Below are 17,738 nucleotides of genomic sequence, written 5' to 3'. Positions count from 1 at the left end.
ACGTGACGCGATCGAGAGCGGGGCAGGATTGCCCGCTCTCTGCTCCGCCAGGAGGAAAGGCCTTGAAAGACCTACTGAATTTGCTGAAAAACCAGGGTCAAGTCGAAGAGTTCGACGCCATCCGTATCGGATTGGCCTCGCCTGAGATGATCCGCTCGTGGTCGTTCGGTGAAGTTAAAAAAGCCGGAAACCATCAACTACCGTACGTTCAAACCTGAGCGTGACGGCCTGTTCTGCGCCAAGATCTTTGGCCCGGTAAAGGATTACGAGTGCCTGTGCGGTAAGTACAAGCGCTTGAAGCATCGTGGTGTTATCTGCGAGAAGTGCGGCGTTGAAGTTGCACTGGCCAAGGTTCGTCGTGAGCGCATGGCGCACATCGAACTGGCTTCGCCGGTTGCCCACATCTGGTTCCTGAAATCGCTGCCGTCCCGTATCGGCCTGCTGATGGACATGACCCTGCGTGATATCGAACGCGTTCTCTACTTCGAGAGCTATGTCGTTATCGATCCAGGCATGACCACTCTTGAAAAAGGTCAGTTGCTGAACGACGAGCAGTACTTCGAAGCGCTGGAAGAGTTCGGTGACGATTTCGACGCCCGCATGGGTGCTGAAGCTGTCCGTGAACTGCTGCACGCTATCGACCTGGAGCACGAGATTGGCCGTCTGCGTGAAGAAATTCCGCAAACCAACTCCGAAACCAAGATCAAGAAGCTGTCCAAGCGTCTGAAGTTGATGGAAGCCTTCCAGGGTTCCGGCAACCTGCCAGAGTGGATGGTGCTGACCGTTCTGCCGGTTCTGCCGCCAGATCTGCGTCCACTGGTCCCGCTGGATGGCGGTCGTTTCGCGACTTCCGACCTCAACGATCTGTATCGTCGAGTGATCAACCGTAACAACCGTTTGAAGCGCCTGCTGGATCTGTCCGCTCCGGACATCATCGTGCGCAACGAAAAGCGCATGTTGCAGGAAGCTGTCGATGCACTGCTCGACAACGGTCGTCGTGGCCGCGCTATCACCGGCTCGAACAAGCGTCCTCTGAAATCCCTGGCTGACATGATCAAGGGTAAGCAGGGTCGTTTCCGTCAGAACTTGCTCGGTAAGCGTGTTGACTACTCCGGTCGTTCGGTAATTACCGTAGGCCCGACCCTGCGTCTGCACCAGTGCGGTCTGCCGAAGAAAATGGCTCTCGAGCTGTTCAAGCCGTTCATTTTCGGCAAGCTGGAAATGCGTGGTCTGGCGACCACCATCAAAGCGGCCAAGAAAATGGTCGAGCGCGAGCTGCCGGAGGTTTGGGACGTTCTCGCTGAAGTGATTCGCGAACACCCGGTTCTTCTCAACCGTGCACCGACCCTTCACCGTCTGGGTATCCAGGCTTTTGAACCGGTACTGATCGAAGGTAAGGCTATCCAGCTGCACCCTCTGGTCTGTGCTGCGTACAACGCCGACTTCGACGGCGACCAAATGGCCGTGCACGTACCGCTGACGCTGGAAGCCCAGCTCGAAGCGCGTGCGTTGATGATGTCGACCAACAACATTCTGTCGCCAGCCAACGGTGAGCCAATCATCGTTCCGTCGCAGGACGTTGTATTGGGTCTGTACTACATGACTCGTGAAGCGATCAACGCCAAGGGCGAAGGTCGTGTGTTCGCGGATCTGCAGGAAGTTGACCGTGTGTTCCGTGCCGGCGAAGCCGCACTGCACGCCAAGATCAAGGTTCGTATCAACGAAACCGTGAACGATCGTGACGGCAACAGCGTGAACAACACCCGCATCGTCGACACCACTGTCGGCCGTGCGCTGCTGTTCCAGGTTGTGCCAAAAGGTCTGTCGTTCGACGTCGTCAACCTGCCGATGAAGAAAAAGGCGATCTCCAAGCTGATCAACCAGTGCTACCGCGTGGTTGGTCTGAAAGAGACCGTGATCTTCGCTGACCAGTTGATGTACACCGGTTTTGCCTACTCGACCATTTCCGGCGTTTCCATCGGTGTTAACGACTTCGTTATCCCGGATGAGAAAGCCCGCATCATCGGTGCTGCCACCGACGAAGTGAAAGAGATCGAGAGCCAGTACGCGTCCGGCCTGGTAACCCAGGGCGAGAAGTACAACAAAGTGATCGACCTTTGGTCGAAAGCGAACGACGAAGTCTCCAAGGCGATGATGGCCAACCTCTCGAAAGAGAAAGTCATCGACCGTCACGGCGACGAAGTCGAGCAGGAATCGTTCAACTCGATGTACATGATGGCCGACTCGGGTGCGCGGGGTTCCGCAGCACAGATTCGTCAGCTGGCCGGTATGCGTGGTCTGATGGCCAAGCCGGACGGTTCCATCATCGAAACGCCAATTACCGCGAACTTCCGTGAAGGTCTGAGCGTACTCCAGTACTTCATCTCGACTCACGGTGCTCGTAAGGGTCTGGCGGATACCGCGTTGAAGACCGCGAACTCCGGTTACCTGACTCGTCGTCTGGTAGACGTGGCGCAGGATCTGGTCGTGACCGAGATCGATTGCGGCACCGAGCACGGCCTGGTAATGACTCCGCACATTGAAGGCGGTGACGTTGTAGAGCCGCTGGGTGAGCGCGTATTGGGTCGTGTCATCGCCCGTGACGTATTCAAGCCGGGTACCGAGGACGTCATCGTTCCTGCCGGCACTCTGGTAGACGAGAAGTGGGTCGAGTTCATCGAGCTGAACAGCATCGACGAAGTGATCGTGCGTTCGCCGATCAGCTGCGAAACCCGCTACGGCATCTGCGCCAAGTGCTACGGCCGTGACCTGGCTCGTGGTCACCAGGTGAACATCGGTGAGTCGGTCGGCGTAATCGCTGCCCAGTCCATCGGTGAGCCGGGTACCCAGCTGACGATGCGTACGTTCCACATCGGTGGTGCGGCAAGCCGTACTTCCGCAGCTGACAGCGTTCAGGTGAAGAACGGCGGTACCGTCCGTCTGCACAACCTGAAGCACGTTGAGCGTGTGGATGGCAACCTGGTTGCCGTGTCCCGTTCCGGTGAACTGGCGATTGCCGACGACTTCGGTCGTGAGCGCGAGCGTTACAAGCTGCCGTACGGTGCTGTGATTTCGGTTAAAGAAGGTGACAAGGTCGACGCTGGCGCCATCGTGGCCAAGTGGGATCCGCACACTCACCCGATCGTTACCGAAATGAAAGGTACCGTGACCTACGTGGGCATGGAAGAAGGCATCACGATCAAGCGTCAGACTGACGAATTGACCGGTATGACCAACATTGAAGTACTCGATCCGAAAGATCGTCCGGCTGCCGGCAAGGACATTCGTCCTGCTGTGAAGATGGTCGATGACAACGGCAAGGATCTGTTGCTGCCAGGCACTGACGTTATCGCTCAGTACTTCCTGCCAGCCAACGCCCTGGTCGGTGTTGCGGACGGTGCGAAGATTGCGATCGGTGATGTTATCGCTCGTATCCCGCAGGAAACTTCGAAGACCCGTGACATCACCGGTGGTCTGCCGCGTGTTGCAGACCTGTTCGAAGCCCGTCGTCCGAAAGAAGCGTCGATTCTGGCTGAAGTCAGCGGCACCATCGCGTTCGGTAAAGAGACCAAGGGCAAGCGCCGTCTGGTCATCACTCCGAACGACGGTAGCGATCCGTACGAAGAGCTGATTCCGAAGTGGCGTCACCTGAACGTGTTCGAAGGCGAACAGGTAAACCGCGGCGAAGTTATCTCCGACGGTCCGAGCGATCCGCACGACATCCTGCGTCTGCTGGGTGTGAGCGCGCTGGCCAAGTACATCGTGAACGAGATCCAGGATGTTTACCGCCTGCAAGGCGTGAAGATCAACGACAAGCACATCGAGACCATTCTGCGTCAGATGCTGCGTAAGGTTGAGATCTCCGAATCCGGCGATTCCAGCTTCATCAAGGGCGACCAGATGGAACTGACTCACGTGCTGGTAGAGAACGAGCGTCTGAATGCGGAAGACAAGTTTGTCGCCAAGTTCACCCGCGTTCTGCTGGGTATCACCAAGGCGTCGTTGTCGACCGAATCGTTCATCTCGGCGGCTTCCTTCCAGGAAACCACCCGCGTACTGACCGAAGCGGCCGTAACCGGCAAGCGCGATTACCTGCGCGGCCTGAAAGAGAACGTGGTTGTGGGTCGTCTGATCCCGGCCGGTACCGGTCTGGCTTATCACAGCGAGCGCAAGCGTCGTCGTGATGCAGACAAGCCGTTGCGCGTAAGCGCCAGTGAAGTGGAAGCTGCACTGACCGAAGCGCTGAACTCGAGCGGTAACTGAGTTCTGCGATAAATGAGCTGAGGCCCTGATCTAACCGTTCATCGAATCGAGACAATTTGTCGAGGTTCGATGAACGGGGAGGTCGGGGCCTTGCCTTGACTGGGGACAAGATCCTCTTTAGACTCTTGATCCCCTAAATTTGGCGGGAATCCGTTCCTGCCATTTTGCTTTTCTTGCAAGACAATAGCGTCGCAAGACAACAGTGGAGCTAGTAGATGGCAACTATCAACCAGCTGGTACGTCAGCCGCGTAAGCGTATCGTCGAGAAATCCGACGTGCCTGCGCTGCAGAACTGCCCGCAACGTCGTGGCGTGTGCACCCGTGTGTACACCACTACGCCGAAAAAACCTAACTCGGCACTGCGTAAAGTATGCCGTGTGCGTCTGACCAACGGTTTCGAGGTTTCCTCGTACATCGGTGGTGAAGGCCACAACCTGCAAGAGCACAGCGTGGTACTGATCCGCGGCGGTCGTGTAAAAGACTTGCCAGGTGTTCGTTACCACACCGTTCGCGGCTCCTTGGATACTTCCGGCGTTAAAGGCCGTAACCAGGGTCGTTCGAAGTACGGTACCAAGCGTCCGAAGTAATCGGCCGTTTTGCAGATTTTCATTTTATTGAGTCGATAAGAGTAAGGTCGGGCGCGAATCCTCAAGGATCTGTCCCGAACTAACCTGAAGACCGTTTGAGGGCTTATCAATGCCAAGACGTCGCGTAGCAGCAAAGCGTGAGATTCTGGACGATCCGAAATACGGAAGCCAAATCCTCGCCAAATTCATGAACCACGTTATGGAAAGCGGCAAGAAAGCCGTTGCCGAGCGTATCGTTTATGGTGCCCTGGAAACCGTTGCGGCTCGCAAGACCGGCACCGATCCCCTGGAACTCTTCGAAAAAGCACTCGACGCCATCGCTCCGCTGGTCGAAGTGAAGTCGCGCCGCGTTGGTGGTGCTACTTACCAGGTTCCGGTCGAAGTTCGTCCGTCCCGTCGTAACGCTCTGGCAATGCGCTGGTTGGTAGACTTCGCCCGCAAGCGTGGCGAGAAGTCTATGGCTCTGCGCTTGGCTGGCGAGCTGCTGGATGCTGCTGAAGGTAAAGGTGCTGCTGTTAAGAAGCGTGAAGACGTGCACCGTATGGCCGAAGCTAACAAAGCTTTCTCGCACTACCGCTTCTAATTTTAGCTTCACTAATTTTGCGAGGGCTTTATGGCTCGTACTACTCCGATTAGTCGCTACCGTAACATCGGTATCGTCGCTCACGTGGATGCTGGTAAAACCACCACCACCGAGCGCGTCCTTTTTTACACTGGCAAAAGTCACAAAATGGGCGAGGTGCATGACGGCGCCGCGACCACAGACTGGATGGTTCAGGAGCAGGAGCGTGGTATTACCATTACTTCTGCTGCCATTACCGCCTTCTGGAAAGGTTCCGAGAAGCAGTACCCGCACGAGCATCGCTTCAACGTAATCGATACCCCGGGCCACGTAGACTTCACCATTGAAGTAGAACGTTCCCTGCGCGTACTCGACGGCGCTGTCGTAGTGTTCTGCGGTACTTCGGGTGTTGAGCCTCAGTCGGAAACCGTATGGCGTCAAGCCAACAAATACGGCGTTCCACGTCTTGTTTACGTAAACAAGATGGACCGTGCTGGTGCCAATTTCCTGCGCGTGATCGGTCAGATCAAACAGCGTCTGGGTCACACTCCGGTGCCGATCCAGCTGGCTATCGGTTCGGAAGACAACTTCCAGGGCCAGATCGACCTGATCAACATGCAAGCTGTTTACTGGAACGACTCTGACAAGGGTATGGTTCCTGTTCGCAAGGAAATCCCTGCGGACATGCTCGAGCTGGCCACTGAATGGCGCAGCAACATGGTTGAAGCTGCGGCTGAAGCCAGTGAAGAGCTGATGAACAAGTACCTGGAAGGTGAAGAGCTGTCGATCGCCGAGATCAAGGCTGCTCTGCGTCAGCGTACTATCGCTGGCGAAATCGTTCTGGCTGTTTGCGGTTCGTCCTTCAAGAACAAGGGTGTTCCCCTGGTTCTCGACGCCGTTATCGACTTCCTGCCTGCTCCGACCGACATTCCTGCTATCAAGGGTTCCAACCCTGATAACGAGGAAGAAGAGATGGAGCGTCATGCAAGCGACGACGAGCCGTTCGCGGCTTTGGCGTTCAAGATCGCTACCGACCCATTCGTGGGTACTCTGACCTTCGTCCGCGTTTACTCGGGCGTGTTGAACTCCGGCGACGGCGTGATCAACTCGGTCAAAGGCAAGAAAGAGCGCGTGGGTCGTATGGTGCAAATGCACGCAAACGCCCGTGAAGAGATCAAGGAAGTACGCGCTGGCGACATCGCGGCCCTGATCGGCATGAAGGACGTCACCACTGGTGAAACCCTCTGCAACGCTGACAAGCCAATCATCCTGGTTCGCATGGACTTCCCGGAGCCGGTTATTTCGGTTGCCGTAGAGCCTAAGACCAAGGATGACCAGGAAAAAATGGGTATCGCTCTGGGCAAGCTGGCTCAGGAAGACCCGTCTTTCCGCGTTAAAACTGATGAAGAGACTGGTCAAACGATCATCTCCGGCATGGGCGAGCTGCACCTGGACATCCTGGTTGACCGGATGCGCCGTGAGTTCAACGTCGAAGCCAACATCGGCAAGCCTCAAGTTTCGTACCGTGAGCGCATCACGAAGAACTGCGAAATCGAAGGCAAGTTCGTTCGTCAGTCCGGCGGTCGTGGCCAGTTCGGTCACTGCTGGATTCGCTTTGCTCCTGCTGACGAAGGTCAGGAAGGTCTGCAATTCCTGAACGAAGTAGTAGGTGGTGTGGTTCCTAAGGAATACATCCCGGCTATCCAGAAGGGTATCGAAGAGCAGATGAAGAACGGCGTTGTTGCCGGCTATCCGCTGATCGGCCTGAAGGCTACCGTGTTCGATGGTTCTTACCACGACGTCGACTCCAACGAGATGGCGTTTAAAGTGGCTGCTTCCATGGCGACCAAGCAACTGGCCCAGAAGGGCGGTGGTGAGTTGCTCGAGCCGATCATGGCGGTAGAGGTTGTTACGCCTGAAGACTATATGGGTGACGTGATGGGCGACCTTAACCGTCGTCGCGGCATGATCCAGGGTATGGAAGACACAGTGTCCGGCAAGGTTATCCGTGCCGAAGTTCCACTGGGTGAGATGTTCGGTTATGCGACCGACGTCCGTTCCATGTCTCAGGGTCGCGCAAGCTACTCTATGGAATTCAAAAAATACGATACGGCTCCGTCGCACATCGTCGAATCCGTTACCAAAAAACAAGGCTGATTCAGCCCCTTTAGGCTAGGAGTTAATTGTCGTGGCTAAAGAAAAATTTGATCGTTCCCTACCGCACGTAAACGTTGGCACCATCGGCCACGTTGACCACGGTAAAACCACTCTGACCGCTGCTCTGACTCGCGTCTGCTCCGAAGTTTTCGGTTCGGCCGTAGTTGAATTCGACAAGATCGACAGCGCTCCAGAAGAAAAAGCTCGCGGTATCACCATCAACACCGCGCACGTTGAGTACAACTCGAACATTCGTCACTACGCTCACGTTGACTGCCCAGGTCACGCTGACTACGTGAAGAACATGATCACCGGTGCTGCCCAGATGGACGGCGCGATCCTGGTTTGCTCGGCTGCCGATGGTCCGATGCCACAAACTCGTGAGCACATCCTGCTGTCCCGTCAGGTAGGCGTTCCGTACATCGTGGTTTTCCTGAACAAGGCTGACCTGGTAGACGACGCAGAGCTGCTGGAACTGGTTGAGATGGAAGTTCGCGACCTGCTGTCCACCTACGACTTCCCAGGCGACGACACTCCGATCATCATCGGTTCGGCTCGTATGGCGCTGGAAGGCAAAGACGACAACGAAATGGGCACCACCGCTGTCAAGAAGCTGGTGGAAACTCTGGACAGCTACATCCCAGAGCCAGAGCGTGCTATCGACAAGCCATTCCTGATGCCAATCGAAGACGTGTTCTCGATCTCGGGTCGTGGCACCGTGGTAACTGGTCGTATCGAGCGCGGTATCGTTCGCGTTCAGGACGCCCTGGAAATCGTTGGTCTGCGTGACACCACCACCACCACCTGCACCGGTGTTGAGATGTTCCGCAAGCTGCTGGACGAAGGTCGTGCTGGCGAGAACTGCGGCGTTCTGCTGCGTGGCACCAAGCGTGACGACGTTGAGCGTGGTCAGGTTCTGGTTAAGCCGGGTTCGGTTAAGCCGCACACCAAGTTCACCGCAGAAGTTTACGTTCTGAGCAAGGAAGAAGGCGGTCGTCACACTCCGTTCTTCAAAGGCTACCGTCCACAGTTCTACTTCCGTACTACTGACGTGACTGGTAACTGCGAGCTGCCAGAAGGCGTTGAAATGGTAATGCCAGGTGACAACATTCAGATGACTGTTACCCTGATCAAAACCATCGCGATGGAAGACGGTCTGCGTTTCGCTATCCGTGAAGGCGGTCGTACCGTTGGTGCTGGCGTCGTAGCAAAAATCATCGAGTGATCTCTTTGTTGAGATAGCTTTGATGAGTTGAAAAAGCCCCCGCTTAGCGGGGGCTTTTTTATTGGGTTGACACCTATCTGGGGCGTCTATAGAATTGCGCCTCCTTTTAACGGGCGTATTGCGCCCGGTGGGAATAGCAGCCGGAGTCTGAAATCCAATGCAAAATCAGCAAATCCGTATCAGGTTGAAGGCTTTTGACCATCGCCTGATCGACCAATCAACCCAGGAAATCGTGGAAACCGCGAAACGTACTGGTGCTCAAGTGCGTGGTCCAATTCCACTGCCTACCCGTAAAGAGCGGTTCACCGTTCTGGTTTCCCCGCACGTCAACAAAGACGCGCGTGACCAGTACGAAATCCGCACTCATAAGCGCGTTCTGGACATCGTCCAGCCAACGGATAAAACCGTTGATGCTCTTATGAAGCTTGATCTTGCGGCCGGTGTGGAAGTGCAGATCAGCCTCGGCTAAGACTCGGTCTTGGTCGTGTAACGCTCTGAAATGGGCGGCCATAGCGGGTGAAAGCCCCGTACACTCATGAGGTTTACAACATGACTATTGGTGTAGTCGGTCGTAAAGCGGGTATGACCCGTATTTTCACCGAAGAAGGTGTCTCCATTCCGGTCACGGTCATTGAGATCGAGCCGAATCGCGTCACCCAGTTCAAAACTGAAGAAACCGATGGCTATCGTGCAGTGCAAGTCACTGTCGGCGAGCGTCGTGCTTCCCGTGTTACAGCTGCTCAGGCTGGCCACTTCGCCAAGGCGAACGTTGCCGCTGGTCGTACCGTAATGGAATTCCGCCTTGAAGAAGGCGAGTACCAGGCCGGCGATCTGATCAACGCTGAAATCTTCGCTGCTGGTCAACTGGTTGATGTAACCGGTCAGTCCAAAGGTAAAGGCTTCCAGGGTACGATCAAGCGTTGGAACTTCCGCGGGCAAGATAACACCCACGGTAACTCCGTATCCCACCGCGTCCCAGGCTCTATCGGCCAGTGCCAGACTCCTGGTCGTGTATTCAAGGGCAAAAAAATGTCCGGTCATATGGGCGCTGAGCGCGTGACCGTGCAGTCCCTGGAAGTAGTGCGCGTGGACGCTGAACGCAATCTGTTGTTGGTCAAGGGTGCTGTTCCTGGCGCTACTGGCGGCAACCTGGTTGTACGTCCAGCAGCCAAGGCTCGCGGTTAAGGGGAAGCTGACATGCAATTAAATGTAAATGACGCTCAAGCGATCGAAGTTTCCGAACTGACATTTGGCGGCGAGTTCAACGAGACGCTGGTTCACCAAGCAGTCGTGGCCTACATGGCTGGCGGCCGTCAAGGTAGCAAGCAGCAAAAGACCCGTTCCGACGTTCGTGGTGGCGGTAAGCGCCCATGGCGTCAGAAAGGTACTGGCCGTGCTCGTGCCGGTACTATCCGCAGCCCAATCTGGCGCGGCGGCGGCACCACTTTCGCAGCTCGTCCACAGGATCACTCCCAGAAGCTGAACAAGAAGATGTACCGCGCAGCAATGCGTTCCATCCTTGCTGAGCTGGTGCGTACTGATCGTCTGGTCGTGGTTCAGGATTTCGCAGTTGAAACTCCGAAAACCAAAGACCTGCTGGGCAAACTGAACAACATGAGCCTGACCGACGTTCTGATCGTGTCTGACGCTGTTGATCAGAACCTGTACCTGGCTGCTCGTAACCTGCCACACGTAGATGTACGTGACGTGCAAGGTTCCGATCCAGTTAGTCTGATCGCATACGACAAGGTGTTGATCACCGTGTCGGCCGTGAAGAAATTCGAGGAGCTGCTGGGATGAACCAGGAACGCGTATTTAAAGTTCTGCTTGGCCCGCACGTTTCCGAGAAGGCTACGGTTCTGGCAGACAAGAAAGGCCAGTTCGTTTTCAAGGTTGCTACCGATGCAACCAAGCTGGAAATCAAGAAGGCCGTCGAAAGCCTGTTCAGCGTGAAAGTTGAGCGTGTTACTACCCTGAACGTTCTGGGTAAGAGCAAGCGCACCGCTCGCGGTCTGGGCAAGCGTAATGACTGGAAGAAGGCAGTTATCTCCCTTCAGCCAGGCCAAGATCTCGATTTCAGCAGCAGTGCTGAGTAAGGAAGGGGTGCATCATGGCAATCGTTAAATGCAAACCGACTTCCCCTGGCCGCCGTTTTGTGGTCAAGGTGGTCAACCAGGAGCTGCATAAAGGCGCTCCTCACGCACCGCTGCTCGAGAAAAAATCGAAGTCTGGTGGTCGTAACAACAATGGCCGCATTACCACCCGTCACATCGGTGGTGGTCATAAGCAGCATTACCGTATGGTCGATTTTCGTCGCAACGACAAAGATGGCATCGTCGCCACTGTCGAGCGTATCGAATACGATCCAAACCGTACTGCTCACATCGCACTGCTGTGCTACGCAGACGGCGAGCGCCGCTACATCATCGCCCCTAAAGGCGTGAGTGCTGGCGACCAGCTGATCGCAGGCGCTCTGGCTCCAATCAAGCCAGGCAACGCTCTGCAACTGCGCAACATTCCAGTCGGTTCTACCGTACACGGCATCGAACTGAAGCCAGGTAAAGGTGCACAGATCGCTCGTTCCGCTGGTGCTTCGGCTCAGCTGATCGCTCGTGAAGGTGTCTACGTTACCCTGCGTCTGCGTTCCGGTGAAATGCGTAAAGTGCTGGCTGAGTGCCGTGCGACCCTGGGCGAAGTCTCGAACTCCGAGCACAGCCTGCGTTCGCTGGGTAAAGCTGGTGCCAAGCGCTGGCGTGGCGTTCGCCCAACCGTTCGTGGTGTTGCCATGAACCCGGTTGACCACCCACATGGTGGTGGTGAAGGTCGTACCTCTGGTGGTCGTCATCCGGTATCGCCATGGGGCTTCCCGACTAAGGGCGCGAAGACTCGTGGTAATAAGCGTACCGACAAAATGATCGTCCGTCGTCGCAAGTAAATAGAGGGATACGACAGTGCCACGTTCTCTGAAAAAAGGTCCTTTTATTGATCTTCACCTACTGAAGAAGATCGAAGTGGCGGCGGAAAAGAACGATCGCAAACCAATTAAGACTTGGTCGCGCCGTTCGATGATCCTGCCACAAATGGTCGGTCTGACCATCGCAGTACACAACGGTCGTCAGCACGTCCCAGTTCTCGTTAACGAAGACATGGTCGGCCACAAACTGGGCGAGTTCGCCGGTACCCGCAACTATCGCGGGCACGTGGCAGACAAGAAAGCCAAGCGTTAAGGGGTAAGGAAATGGAAGTAGCCGCTAAGTTGTCGGGCGCTCGAATCTCCGCCCAGAAAGCCCGCTTGGTCGCCGACCAGATCCGCGGGAAGAAGGTGGGCGAAGCGCTCAACCTGTTGGCTTTCAGCAGTAAGAAAGCCGCCGAGATCATGAAAAAAGTGCTGGAGTCGGCCGTAGCCAACGCCGAGCATAACGAAGGCGCAGACGTTGATGACCTGAAGGTCAGCACCGTTTTCGTCAACGAAGGGCGTTCGCTGAAGCGCATCATGCCGCGTGCCAAAGGCCGTGCTGATCGCATCGTCAAGCGGTCTTGCCATATCACTGTCAAGGTTGCTGACAAGTAACGGAGTCGAAGAGATGGGTCAGAAAGTACATCCCATTGGCATTCGCCTGGGAATCGTCAAGGAGCACACCTCCGTCTGGTACGCAGACGGTCGGACTTATGCGGACTATTTGCTCGCAGATCTGAAGGTGCGTGAGTATCTCCAAGACAAACTAAAAAGCGCGTCCGTAAGCCGTATCGATATCCATCGTCCGGCTCAAACTGCACGCATCACCATCCACACCGCTCGTCCAGGTATCGTTATCGGGAAGAAAGGTGAAGATGTTGAAAAACTGCGTCAGGACCTGACCAAGCAAATGGGTGTGCCTGTGCACATCAATATCGAAGAGATCCGCAAGCCGGAACTCGACGGTATGCTGGTTGCCCAGAGCGTAGCTCAGCAGCTGGAGCGTCGTGTGATGTTCCGTCGCGCCATGAAGCGCGCCGTACAGAACGCCATGCGCATTGGTGCCAAAGGCATCAAAATCCAAGTGAGCGGTCGTCTCGGCGGTGCTGAAATCGCACGTACTGAATGGTATCGCGAAGGTCGTGTGCCACTGCACACCCTGCGTGCCGATATCGACTATGCCACCTACGAAGCTCACACCACCTACGGTGTGATCGGTGTAAAGGTTTGGATCTTCAAAGGCGAAGTAATTGGTGGTCGCCAAGAAGAACTGAAACCACAAGCACCAGCGCCTCGTAAAAAAGCTGCTAAGTAAGGGGTACGCCAAATGTTGCAACCAAAGCGTACGAAGTTCCGCAAGCAGATGACCGGCCACAACCGTGGTCTGGCACTGCGCGGTAGCAAAGTCAGCTTCGGCGAGTTCGCGCTGAAGTCTGTTGCTCGTGGTCGTCTCACCGCTCGTCAGATCGAGTCAGCGCGTCGTGCTCTGACCCGTCACGTAAAACGTGGTGGCAAGATCTGGATCCGTGTATTCCCGGACAAGCCGATCTCCAAGAAGCCTCTCGAGGTTCGTATGGGTAAAGGTAAGGGTAACGTGGAATACTGGGTTGCCCAGATTCAGCCAGGCAAAGTCCTGTATGAAATCGAGGGTGTTTCTGAAGAGCTGGCGCGTGAGGCTTTCGCCCTGGCTGCTGCAAAGCTGCCGCTCGCCACCTCCTTTGTTAAACGGACGGTGATGTGATGAAAGCGAATGAACTTCGTGAAAAATCCGCACAGCAGCTGAACGAGCAACTGCTCGGCTTGCTGCGCGACCAGTTCAATCTGCGCATGCAGAAAGCAACTGGCCAGTTGGGGCAGTCTCATCTGCTCTCGCAAGTTAAGCGTGACATCGCTCGCGTGAAGACTGTGCTCAACCAGCAGGCAGGTAAGTGATCATGGCTGAAGCCGAAAAAACTGTCCGTACGCTGACTGGCCGTGTTGTCAGCGACAAGATGGACAAAACCATCACCGTTCTGATCGAGCGTCGCGTTAAGCACCCGATCTACGGTAAATACGTTAAGCGTTCGACTAAGCTGCACGCGCACGACGAAACCAATCAGTGCCACATCGGCGACAAAGTCACTATTCGTGAAACTCGTCCGATGGCCAAGACCAAGTCTTGGGCGCTGGTTGATGTTCTCGAACGCGCTGTGGAAGTCTAAGGGCTAGGGGTCGGAGAAATTATATGATTCAGACTCAATCCATGCTCGATGTGGCCGATAACAGCGGCGCTCGCCGCGTTATGTGCATCAAGGTGCTGGGTGGCTCCCATCGTCGTTACGCTGGTATCGGTGACATCATCAAAGTTACCGTGAAGGAAGCAATTCCTCGCGGTAAAGTGAAAAAAGGCCAAGTGATGACTGCTGTTGTAGTCCGCACTCGTCACGGCGTACGTCGTGCTGATGGCTCCATTATCCGCTTTGATGGCAACGCTGCTGTTCTTCTGAACAACAAGCAAGAGCCGATCGGCACCCGTATCTTTGGGCCAGTGACCCGTGAACTTCGTACTGAGAAGTTCATGAAGATCGTCTCGCTCGCCCCAGAAGTGCTGTAAGGAGATCCGACATGCAAAAGATTCGTCGTGACGACGAGATCATCGTGATCGCCGGCAAAGACAAAGGTAAGCGCGGTAAGGTGCTGAAGGTTCTTGCTGACAACCGTCTGGTTGTTGGTGGTCTGAACCTGGTCAAGCGTCATACCAAGCCTAACCCGATGTCGGGCGTACAGGGCGGTATCGTCGAGAAAGAAGCGCCACTGCACGCTTCCAACGTCGCCATCTTCAACGGCGAAACCAACAAGGCTGACCGCGTTGGTTTCAAAGTAGAAGACGGTAAGAAAATTCGTGTCTTCAAGTCGACCCAAAAAGCGGTTGATGCTTGAACACTGCTAGGTAGAAGACCATGGCACGACTAAAAGAGATTTACCGGAAGGAAATCGCACCGAAACTTAAGGAAGAACTTAAGCTTTCGAACGTGATGGAAGTTCCGCGCGTTACCAAAATCACCCTGAACATGGGTCTGGGCGAAGCGATCGGCGACAAAAAAGTCATCGAGCACGCTGTTGCTGACCTGGAAAAGATCACCGGCCAGAAAGTCGTTGTGACCTACGCTCGCAAATCCATCGCTGGCTTTAAAGTCCGTGAAGGTTGGCCGATCGGCGTCAAAGTGACCCTGCGCCGTGAGCGTATGTACGAGTTCCTGGATCGTCTGCTGTCGATCTCCCTGCCTCGGGTTCGCGACTTCCGCGGCCTGAATGCCAAGTCCTTCGATGGTCGTGGCAACTACAGCATGGGCGTGAAAGAGCAGATCATTTTCCCGGAAATCGACTACGACAAGATCGATGCTCTCCGCGGTCTGGACATTACCCTGACCACCACTGCCAAGAACGATGACGAAGGCCGCGCTCTGTTGCGTGCTTTCAAATTCCCGTTCCGCAACTGATTGGAGTAGGAAAATGGCCAAGAAGAGCATGAAAAACCGTGAGCTGAAGCGTCAGCTCACCGTTGCCAAGTACGCCACCAAGCGTGCAGCGCTGAAAGCTATCATCGTTGATCTGAACGCAAGTCCAGAAGCGCGCTGGGAAGCTACCGTAGCTCTGCAGAAGCAGCCACGTGACGCAAGCGCTTCGCGCATGCGTAACCGCTGCCGCCTGACTGGTCGTCCGCACGGCGTTTACCGCAAGTTCGGCCTTGGCCGTAACAAGCTGCGTGAAGCTGCAATGCGTGGTGACGTTCCAGGTCTGGTTAAAGCCAGCTGGTAATTGCTGTCAATGTCTCGATGGTCGGGGTCGCAAGAACCTGACCATCGGTGGCCTTGAACATGAATCAAGCCCCTTTTGGGGCTTGATTCATTTCTGGGGTGTGTCTAGAATGACCGGCTCGCCTGAGCCCGTGTTTTTCTGCCCGGAATTTCTCGGCGACAAGTAGTAGCCGCAAGGCTAATTTTTCTGTATTAGGAGCGTCTAGCCCATGAGTATGCAGGACCCGTTAGCGGACATGCTAACTCGAATCCGTAATGCCCAGATGGCTGAAAAGTCCGTCGTAAGCATGCCTTCTTCCACGTTGAAGGTGGCTGTAGCTAAAGTCCTGAAGGACGAAGGTTACATCGCGGGTTATCAGATCAGCAGCGAAACCAAGCCACTGCTGTCTATCGAGCTGAAATATTTCGAAGGCCGTCCGGTTATCGAAGAAGTCAAGCGCGTTAGCCGTCCAGGCCTGCGTCAGTACAAGTCCGTCGAAGAGCTGCCAAAAGTACGTGGCGGTCTCGGCGTGTCTATCGTCTCCACCAACAAAGGTGTGATGACTGATCGTGCTGCGCGCGCTGCCGGTGTCGGCGGCGAAGTTCTTTGCACTGTGTTCTAAGGGGGATAAGCATGTCTCGCGTCGCTAAGAACCCCGTTAAGCTGCCAGCCGGTGTCGAAGTAAAATTCGCAGGCCAACAGCTTTCGGTGAAGGGTGCCAAGGGTACTCTTGAACTGAACGTCCATTCGTCCGTTGAGATCGTTGAAGAAGCCGGTGAGCTGCGTTTTGCTGCTCGCAATGGCGATCAGCAGACTCGCGCAATGGCCGGTACCACTCGTGCGTTGGTAAACAACATGGTCCAGGGCGTAAGCCAAGGCTTCGAGCGCAAGCTCCAGCTGGTCGGTGTTGGTTACAAAGCGCAAGCAAAAGGTCAGGTGCTGAACCTGGCTCTTGGCTTCTCGCACCCAGTGGATTACGAACTGCCGGAAGGCATCACCGCTGAGACTCCTAGCCAGACCGATATCCTGATCAAGGGCATCGACAAGCAGCTGGTAGGTCAAGTGGCCGCCGAGATCCGCGACTTCCGTCCACCAGAGCCGTACAAAGGCAAAGGTGTGCGCTACGCGGACGAAGTCGTCCGTCGTAAAGAAGCCAAGAAGAAGTAGGGCATAGCAAATGACCGACAAAAAAGTTACTCGACTGCGTCGCGCTCGCAAAGCACGCCTGAAAATGCACGAACTCGAAGTCGTGCGTCTCTGCGTGTTCCGCTCTTCGCAGCACATCTACGCCCAGGTCATTTCGGCCGACGGCAACAAAGTCCTGGCAAGCGCCTCGACTTTGGATAAAGAACTGCGTGATGGCGCCACTGGCAACATCGACGCGGCCACTAAGGTTGGCCAGCTGGTCGCTACGCGTGCTAAGGCCGCTGGCGTCTCGCAGGTGGCTTTCGACCGCTCTGGCTTCAAGTACCACGGCCGCGTAAAAGCGCTGGCTGATGCTGCTCGTGAAGCTGGGCTGGAGTTCTAAGTTATGTCAAATAACGACCAAAAGCGCGACGAAGGCTACATCGAGAAGCTGGTTCAAGTTAACCGCGTAGCCAAAACCGTTAAAGGCGGCCGTATCTTCACTTTCACCGCGTTGACCGTGGTTGGTGATGGTAAGGGCCGTGTTGGCTTCGGCCGTGGCAAGTCGCGTGAAGTGCCTGCTGCGATCCAGAAGGCAATGGAAGCTGCTCGCCGCAACATGATCCAGGTTGATCTGAACGGCACCACTCTGCAGTACGCAATGAAGTCCGCTCACGGCGCTTCGAAGGTGTACATGCAGCCTGCTTCTGAAGGTACCGGTATCATCGCTGGCGGCGCTATGCGTGCTGTCCTCGAAGTTGCTGGCGTTCAGAACGTTCTGGCCAAGTGCTACGGCTCGACTAACCCTGTAAACGTGGTTCACGCCACTTTCAAGGGTCTGAAGGCTATGCAGTCTCCTGAGTCCATCGCAGCCAAGCGTGGCCTGCGTGTTGAGGAGATCAAGTAATCATGGCTACCGTTAAAGTTACGCTGATCAAAAGCATGACCGGCCGCATCCCTAACCACAAACTGTGCGTTAAGGGTCTGGGTCTGCGTCGCATCGGTCACACTGTAGAAGTCCAGGATACTCCCGAGAATCGCGGGATGATCAACAAGGCTTACTACATGCTGCGTGTCGAGGGTTAA

24 protein-coding genes and 1 pseudogene are annotated in these 17,738 nt (G+C 55.4%); all 25 read left to right on the top strand.

Going from position 1 to position 17,738, the window contains the following annotated elements; genetic code table 11:
- The first annotated feature begins 62 nt into the window (after positions 1-62).
- A pseudogene (rpoC, locus tag R1A29_RS25840) lies at positions 63-4,263 on the top strand (DNA-directed RNA polymerase subunit beta').
- Between the two features lie 215 nt (positions 4,264-4,478).
- Positions 4,479-4,850 carry a 30S ribosomal protein S12 gene (gene rpsL, locus R1A29_RS25835; protein ID WP_003186084.1) on the top strand — a complete coding sequence of 124 codons (372 nt, stop codon included), beginning with the start codon at positions 4,479-4,481 and terminating at the stop codon, positions 4,848-4,850.
- 109 nt (positions 4,851-4,959) lie between these two features.
- Positions 4,960-5,433 carry a 30S ribosomal protein S7 gene (rpsG, locus tag R1A29_RS25830; protein ID WP_007957592.1) on the top strand — a complete coding sequence of 158 codons (474 nt, stop codon included), beginning with the start codon at positions 4,960-4,962 and terminating at the stop codon, positions 5,431-5,433.
- 30 nt (positions 5,434-5,463) lie between these two features.
- Complete coding sequence (gene fusA / locus R1A29_RS25825; protein ID WP_085712351.1) at positions 5,464-7,569, top strand: elongation factor G; 2,106 nt, start codon at positions 5,464-5,466, stop codon at positions 7,567-7,569.
- A gap of 31 nt (positions 7,570-7,600) precedes the next feature.
- On the top strand, positions 7,601-8,794 hold the full coding sequence (tuf, locus tag R1A29_RS25820) for an elongation factor Tu (protein ID WP_010220303.1): 1,194 nt from the start codon (positions 7,601-7,603) through the stop codon (positions 8,792-8,794).
- Between the two features lie 157 nt (positions 8,795-8,951).
- Positions 8,952-9,263 carry a 30S ribosomal protein S10 gene (rpsJ, locus tag R1A29_RS25815; protein WP_003186070.1) on the top strand — a complete coding sequence of 104 codons (312 nt, stop codon included), beginning with the start codon at positions 8,952-8,954 and terminating at the stop codon, positions 9,261-9,263.
- Positions 9,264-9,343: 80 nt separating this feature from the next.
- On the top strand, positions 9,344-9,979 hold the full coding sequence (gene rplC, locus R1A29_RS25810; RefSeq protein ID WP_007955641.1) for a 50S ribosomal protein L3: 636 nt from the start codon (positions 9,344-9,346) through the stop codon (positions 9,977-9,979).
- A 12-nt stretch (positions 9,980-9,991) separates the two neighbouring features.
- Positions 9,992-10,594, top strand: a complete 603-nt coding sequence (rplD, locus tag R1A29_RS25805; RefSeq protein ID WP_003228735.1) for a 50S ribosomal protein L4 — start codon at positions 9,992-9,994, stop codon at positions 10,592-10,594.
- On the top strand, positions 10,591-10,890 hold the full coding sequence (gene rplW / locus R1A29_RS25800; protein ID WP_002555488.1) for a 50S ribosomal protein L23: 300 nt from the start codon (positions 10,591-10,593) through the stop codon (positions 10,888-10,890). The genes rplD and rplW overlap by 4 nt, the downstream gene beginning before the upstream one ends.
- Positions 10,891-10,904: 14 nt before the next feature.
- Entirely contained in the window at positions 10,905-11,729 is an 825-nt protein-coding gene (gene rplB, locus R1A29_RS25795; protein ID WP_016772943.1) for a 50S ribosomal protein L2, read from the top strand.
- Between the two features lie 16 nt (positions 11,730-11,745).
- Complete coding sequence (rpsS, locus tag R1A29_RS25790; RefSeq protein WP_011336172.1) at positions 11,746-12,021, top strand: 30S ribosomal protein S19; 276 nt, start codon at positions 11,746-11,748, stop codon at positions 12,019-12,021.
- An 11-nt stretch (positions 12,022-12,032) separates the two neighbouring features.
- The gene (rplV, locus tag R1A29_RS25785) at positions 12,033-12,365 is read left to right on the top strand and encodes a 50S ribosomal protein L22 (RefSeq protein WP_003103908.1); all 333 of its coding nucleotides are present in this window, start codon (positions 12,033-12,035) and stop codon (positions 12,363-12,365) included.
- A gap of 13 nt (positions 12,366-12,378) precedes the next feature.
- Positions 12,379-13,065, top strand: coding sequence for a 30S ribosomal protein S3 (gene rpsC, locus R1A29_RS25780; RefSeq protein ID WP_085688068.1), 687 nt, complete (start codon positions 12,379-12,381; stop codon positions 13,063-13,065).
- A gap of 12 nt (positions 13,066-13,077) precedes the next feature.
- Complete coding sequence (gene rplP / locus R1A29_RS25775) at positions 13,078-13,491, top strand: 50S ribosomal protein L16 (protein ID WP_003228729.1); 414 nt, start codon at positions 13,078-13,080, stop codon at positions 13,489-13,491.
- A complete protein-coding gene (rpmC, locus tag R1A29_RS25770) occupies positions 13,491-13,682 on the top strand; it encodes a 50S ribosomal protein L29 (protein WP_002555481.1) in 192 nt (63 codons plus the stop codon). Before rplP ends, rpmC begins: the two co-directional genes overlap by 1 nt.
- 2 nt (positions 13,683-13,684) lie before the next feature.
- Positions 13,685-13,951, top strand: coding sequence for a 30S ribosomal protein S17 (gene rpsQ, locus R1A29_RS25765; protein ID WP_003194644.1), 267 nt, complete (start codon positions 13,685-13,687; stop codon positions 13,949-13,951).
- 23 nt (positions 13,952-13,974) lie between these two features.
- Positions 13,975-14,343, top strand: coding sequence for a 50S ribosomal protein L14 (gene rplN, locus R1A29_RS25760; RefSeq protein ID WP_002555479.1), 369 nt, complete (start codon positions 13,975-13,977; stop codon positions 14,341-14,343).
- An 11-nt stretch (positions 14,344-14,354) separates the two neighbouring features.
- Positions 14,355-14,669, top strand: coding sequence for a 50S ribosomal protein L24 (gene rplX, locus R1A29_RS25755; protein ID WP_003186046.1), 315 nt, complete (start codon positions 14,355-14,357; stop codon positions 14,667-14,669).
- Between the two features lie 20 nt (positions 14,670-14,689).
- Positions 14,690-15,229: a 50S ribosomal protein L5 gene (gene rplE, locus R1A29_RS25750; protein ID WP_003210069.1), complete on the top strand. Its 540-nt coding sequence runs from the start codon at positions 14,690-14,692 to the stop codon at positions 15,227-15,229.
- A 13-nt stretch (positions 15,230-15,242) separates the two neighbouring features.
- A complete protein-coding gene (gene rpsN, locus R1A29_RS25745) occupies positions 15,243-15,548 on the top strand; it encodes a 30S ribosomal protein S14 (protein WP_003228726.1) in 306 nt (101 codons plus the stop codon).
- Positions 15,549-15,756: 208 nt separating this feature from the next.
- On the top strand, positions 15,757-16,149 hold the full coding sequence (rpsH, locus tag R1A29_RS25740) for a 30S ribosomal protein S8 (RefSeq protein WP_011336171.1): 393 nt from the start codon (positions 15,757-15,759) through the stop codon (positions 16,147-16,149).
- 11 nt (positions 16,150-16,160) lie between these two features.
- The gene (rplF, locus tag R1A29_RS25735; protein ID WP_065259511.1) at positions 16,161-16,694 is read left to right on the top strand and encodes a 50S ribosomal protein L6; all 534 of its coding nucleotides are present in this window, start codon (positions 16,161-16,163) and stop codon (positions 16,692-16,694) included.
- A gap of 10 nt (positions 16,695-16,704) precedes the next feature.
- Positions 16,705-17,055 (top strand): 50S ribosomal protein L18, encoded by a 351-nt coding sequence (rplR, locus tag R1A29_RS25730; RefSeq protein WP_003186037.1) that lies wholly within the window; start codon positions 16,705-16,707, stop codon positions 17,053-17,055.
- 3 nt (positions 17,056-17,058) lie between these two features.
- Complete coding sequence (gene rpsE / locus R1A29_RS25725; protein ID WP_007955637.1) at positions 17,059-17,559, top strand: 30S ribosomal protein S5; 501 nt, start codon at positions 17,059-17,061, stop codon at positions 17,557-17,559.
- 2 nt (positions 17,560-17,561) lie between these two features.
- Positions 17,562-17,738: a 50S ribosomal protein L30 gene (rpmD, locus tag R1A29_RS25720; protein ID WP_003176408.1), complete on the top strand. Its 177-nt coding sequence runs from the start codon at positions 17,562-17,564 to the stop codon at positions 17,736-17,738.

The sequence above is a fragment of the Pseudomonas sp. NMS19W genome, assembly GCF_051554255.1.
Classification (GTDB): domain Bacteria; phylum Pseudomonadota; class Gammaproteobacteria; order Pseudomonadales; family Pseudomonadaceae; genus Aquipseudomonas; species Aquipseudomonas kribbensis.
This window is presented reverse-complemented; position numbering and strand designations above follow the sequence as displayed.

Bases quoted from the DNA above. Each gene is read 5' to 3' on its own strand.
- rplE (WP_003210069.1), top strand. From the start codon at position 14,690: ATGGCACGACTAAAAGAGATTTACCGGAAGGAAATCGCACCGAAACTT.
- fusA (WP_085712351.1), top strand. From the start codon at position 5,464: ATGGCTCGTACTACTCCGATTAGTCGCTACCGTAACATCGGTATCGTC.
- rplN (WP_002555479.1), top strand. From the start codon at position 13,975: ATGATTCAGACTCAATCCATGCTCGATGTGGCCGATAACAGCGGCGCT.
- rplB (WP_016772943.1), top strand. From the start codon at position 10,905: ATGGCAATCGTTAAATGCAAACCGACTTCCCCTGGCCGCCGTTTTGTG.
- rpmC (WP_002555481.1), top strand. From the start codon at position 13,491: ATGAAAGCGAATGAACTTCGTGAAAAATCCGCACAGCAGCTGAACGAG.
- rplP (WP_003228729.1), top strand. From the start codon at position 13,078: ATGTTGCAACCAAAGCGTACGAAGTTCCGCAAGCAGATGACCGGCCAC.
- rpsJ (WP_003186070.1), top strand. From the start codon at position 8,952: ATGCAAAATCAGCAAATCCGTATCAGGTTGAAGGCTTTTGACCATCGC.
- rpsE (WP_007955637.1), top strand. From the start codon at position 17,059: ATGTCAAATAACGACCAAAAGCGCGACGAAGGCTACATCGAGAAGCTG.
- rpsH (WP_011336171.1), top strand. From the start codon at position 15,757: ATGAGTATGCAGGACCCGTTAGCGGACATGCTAACTCGAATCCGTAAT.
- rpsQ (WP_003194644.1), top strand. From the start codon at position 13,685: ATGGCTGAAGCCGAAAAAACTGTCCGTACGCTGACTGGCCGTGTTGTC.
- rplD (WP_003228735.1), top strand. From the start codon at position 9,992: ATGCAATTAAATGTAAATGACGCTCAAGCGATCGAAGTTTCCGAACTG.
- rpmD (WP_003176408.1), top strand. From the start codon at position 17,562: ATGGCTACCGTTAAAGTTACGCTGATCAAAAGCATGACCGGCCGCATC.
- rpsC (WP_085688068.1), top strand. From the start codon at position 12,379: ATGGGTCAGAAAGTACATCCCATTGGCATTCGCCTGGGAATCGTCAAG.
- rplV (WP_003103908.1), top strand. From the start codon at position 12,033: ATGGAAGTAGCCGCTAAGTTGTCGGGCGCTCGAATCTCCGCCCAGAAA.
- rplF (WP_065259511.1), top strand. From the start codon at position 16,161: ATGTCTCGCGTCGCTAAGAACCCCGTTAAGCTGCCAGCCGGTGTCGAA.
- rplC (WP_007955641.1), top strand. From the start codon at position 9,344: ATGACTATTGGTGTAGTCGGTCGTAAAGCGGGTATGACCCGTATTTTC.
- rpsN (WP_003228726.1), top strand. From the start codon at position 15,243: ATGGCCAAGAAGAGCATGAAAAACCGTGAGCTGAAGCGTCAGCTCACC.
- rpsL (WP_003186084.1), top strand. From the start codon at position 4,479: ATGGCAACTATCAACCAGCTGGTACGTCAGCCGCGTAAGCGTATCGTC.
- rplX (WP_003186046.1), top strand. From the start codon at position 14,355: ATGCAAAAGATTCGTCGTGACGACGAGATCATCGTGATCGCCGGCAAA.
- rpsG (WP_007957592.1), top strand. From the start codon at position 4,960: ATGCCAAGACGTCGCGTAGCAGCAAAGCGTGAGATTCTGGACGATCCG.
- rplW (WP_002555488.1), top strand. From the start codon at position 10,591: ATGAACCAGGAACGCGTATTTAAAGTTCTGCTTGGCCCGCACGTTTCC.
- rplR (WP_003186037.1), top strand. From the start codon at position 16,705: ATGACCGACAAAAAAGTTACTCGACTGCGTCGCGCTCGCAAAGCACGC.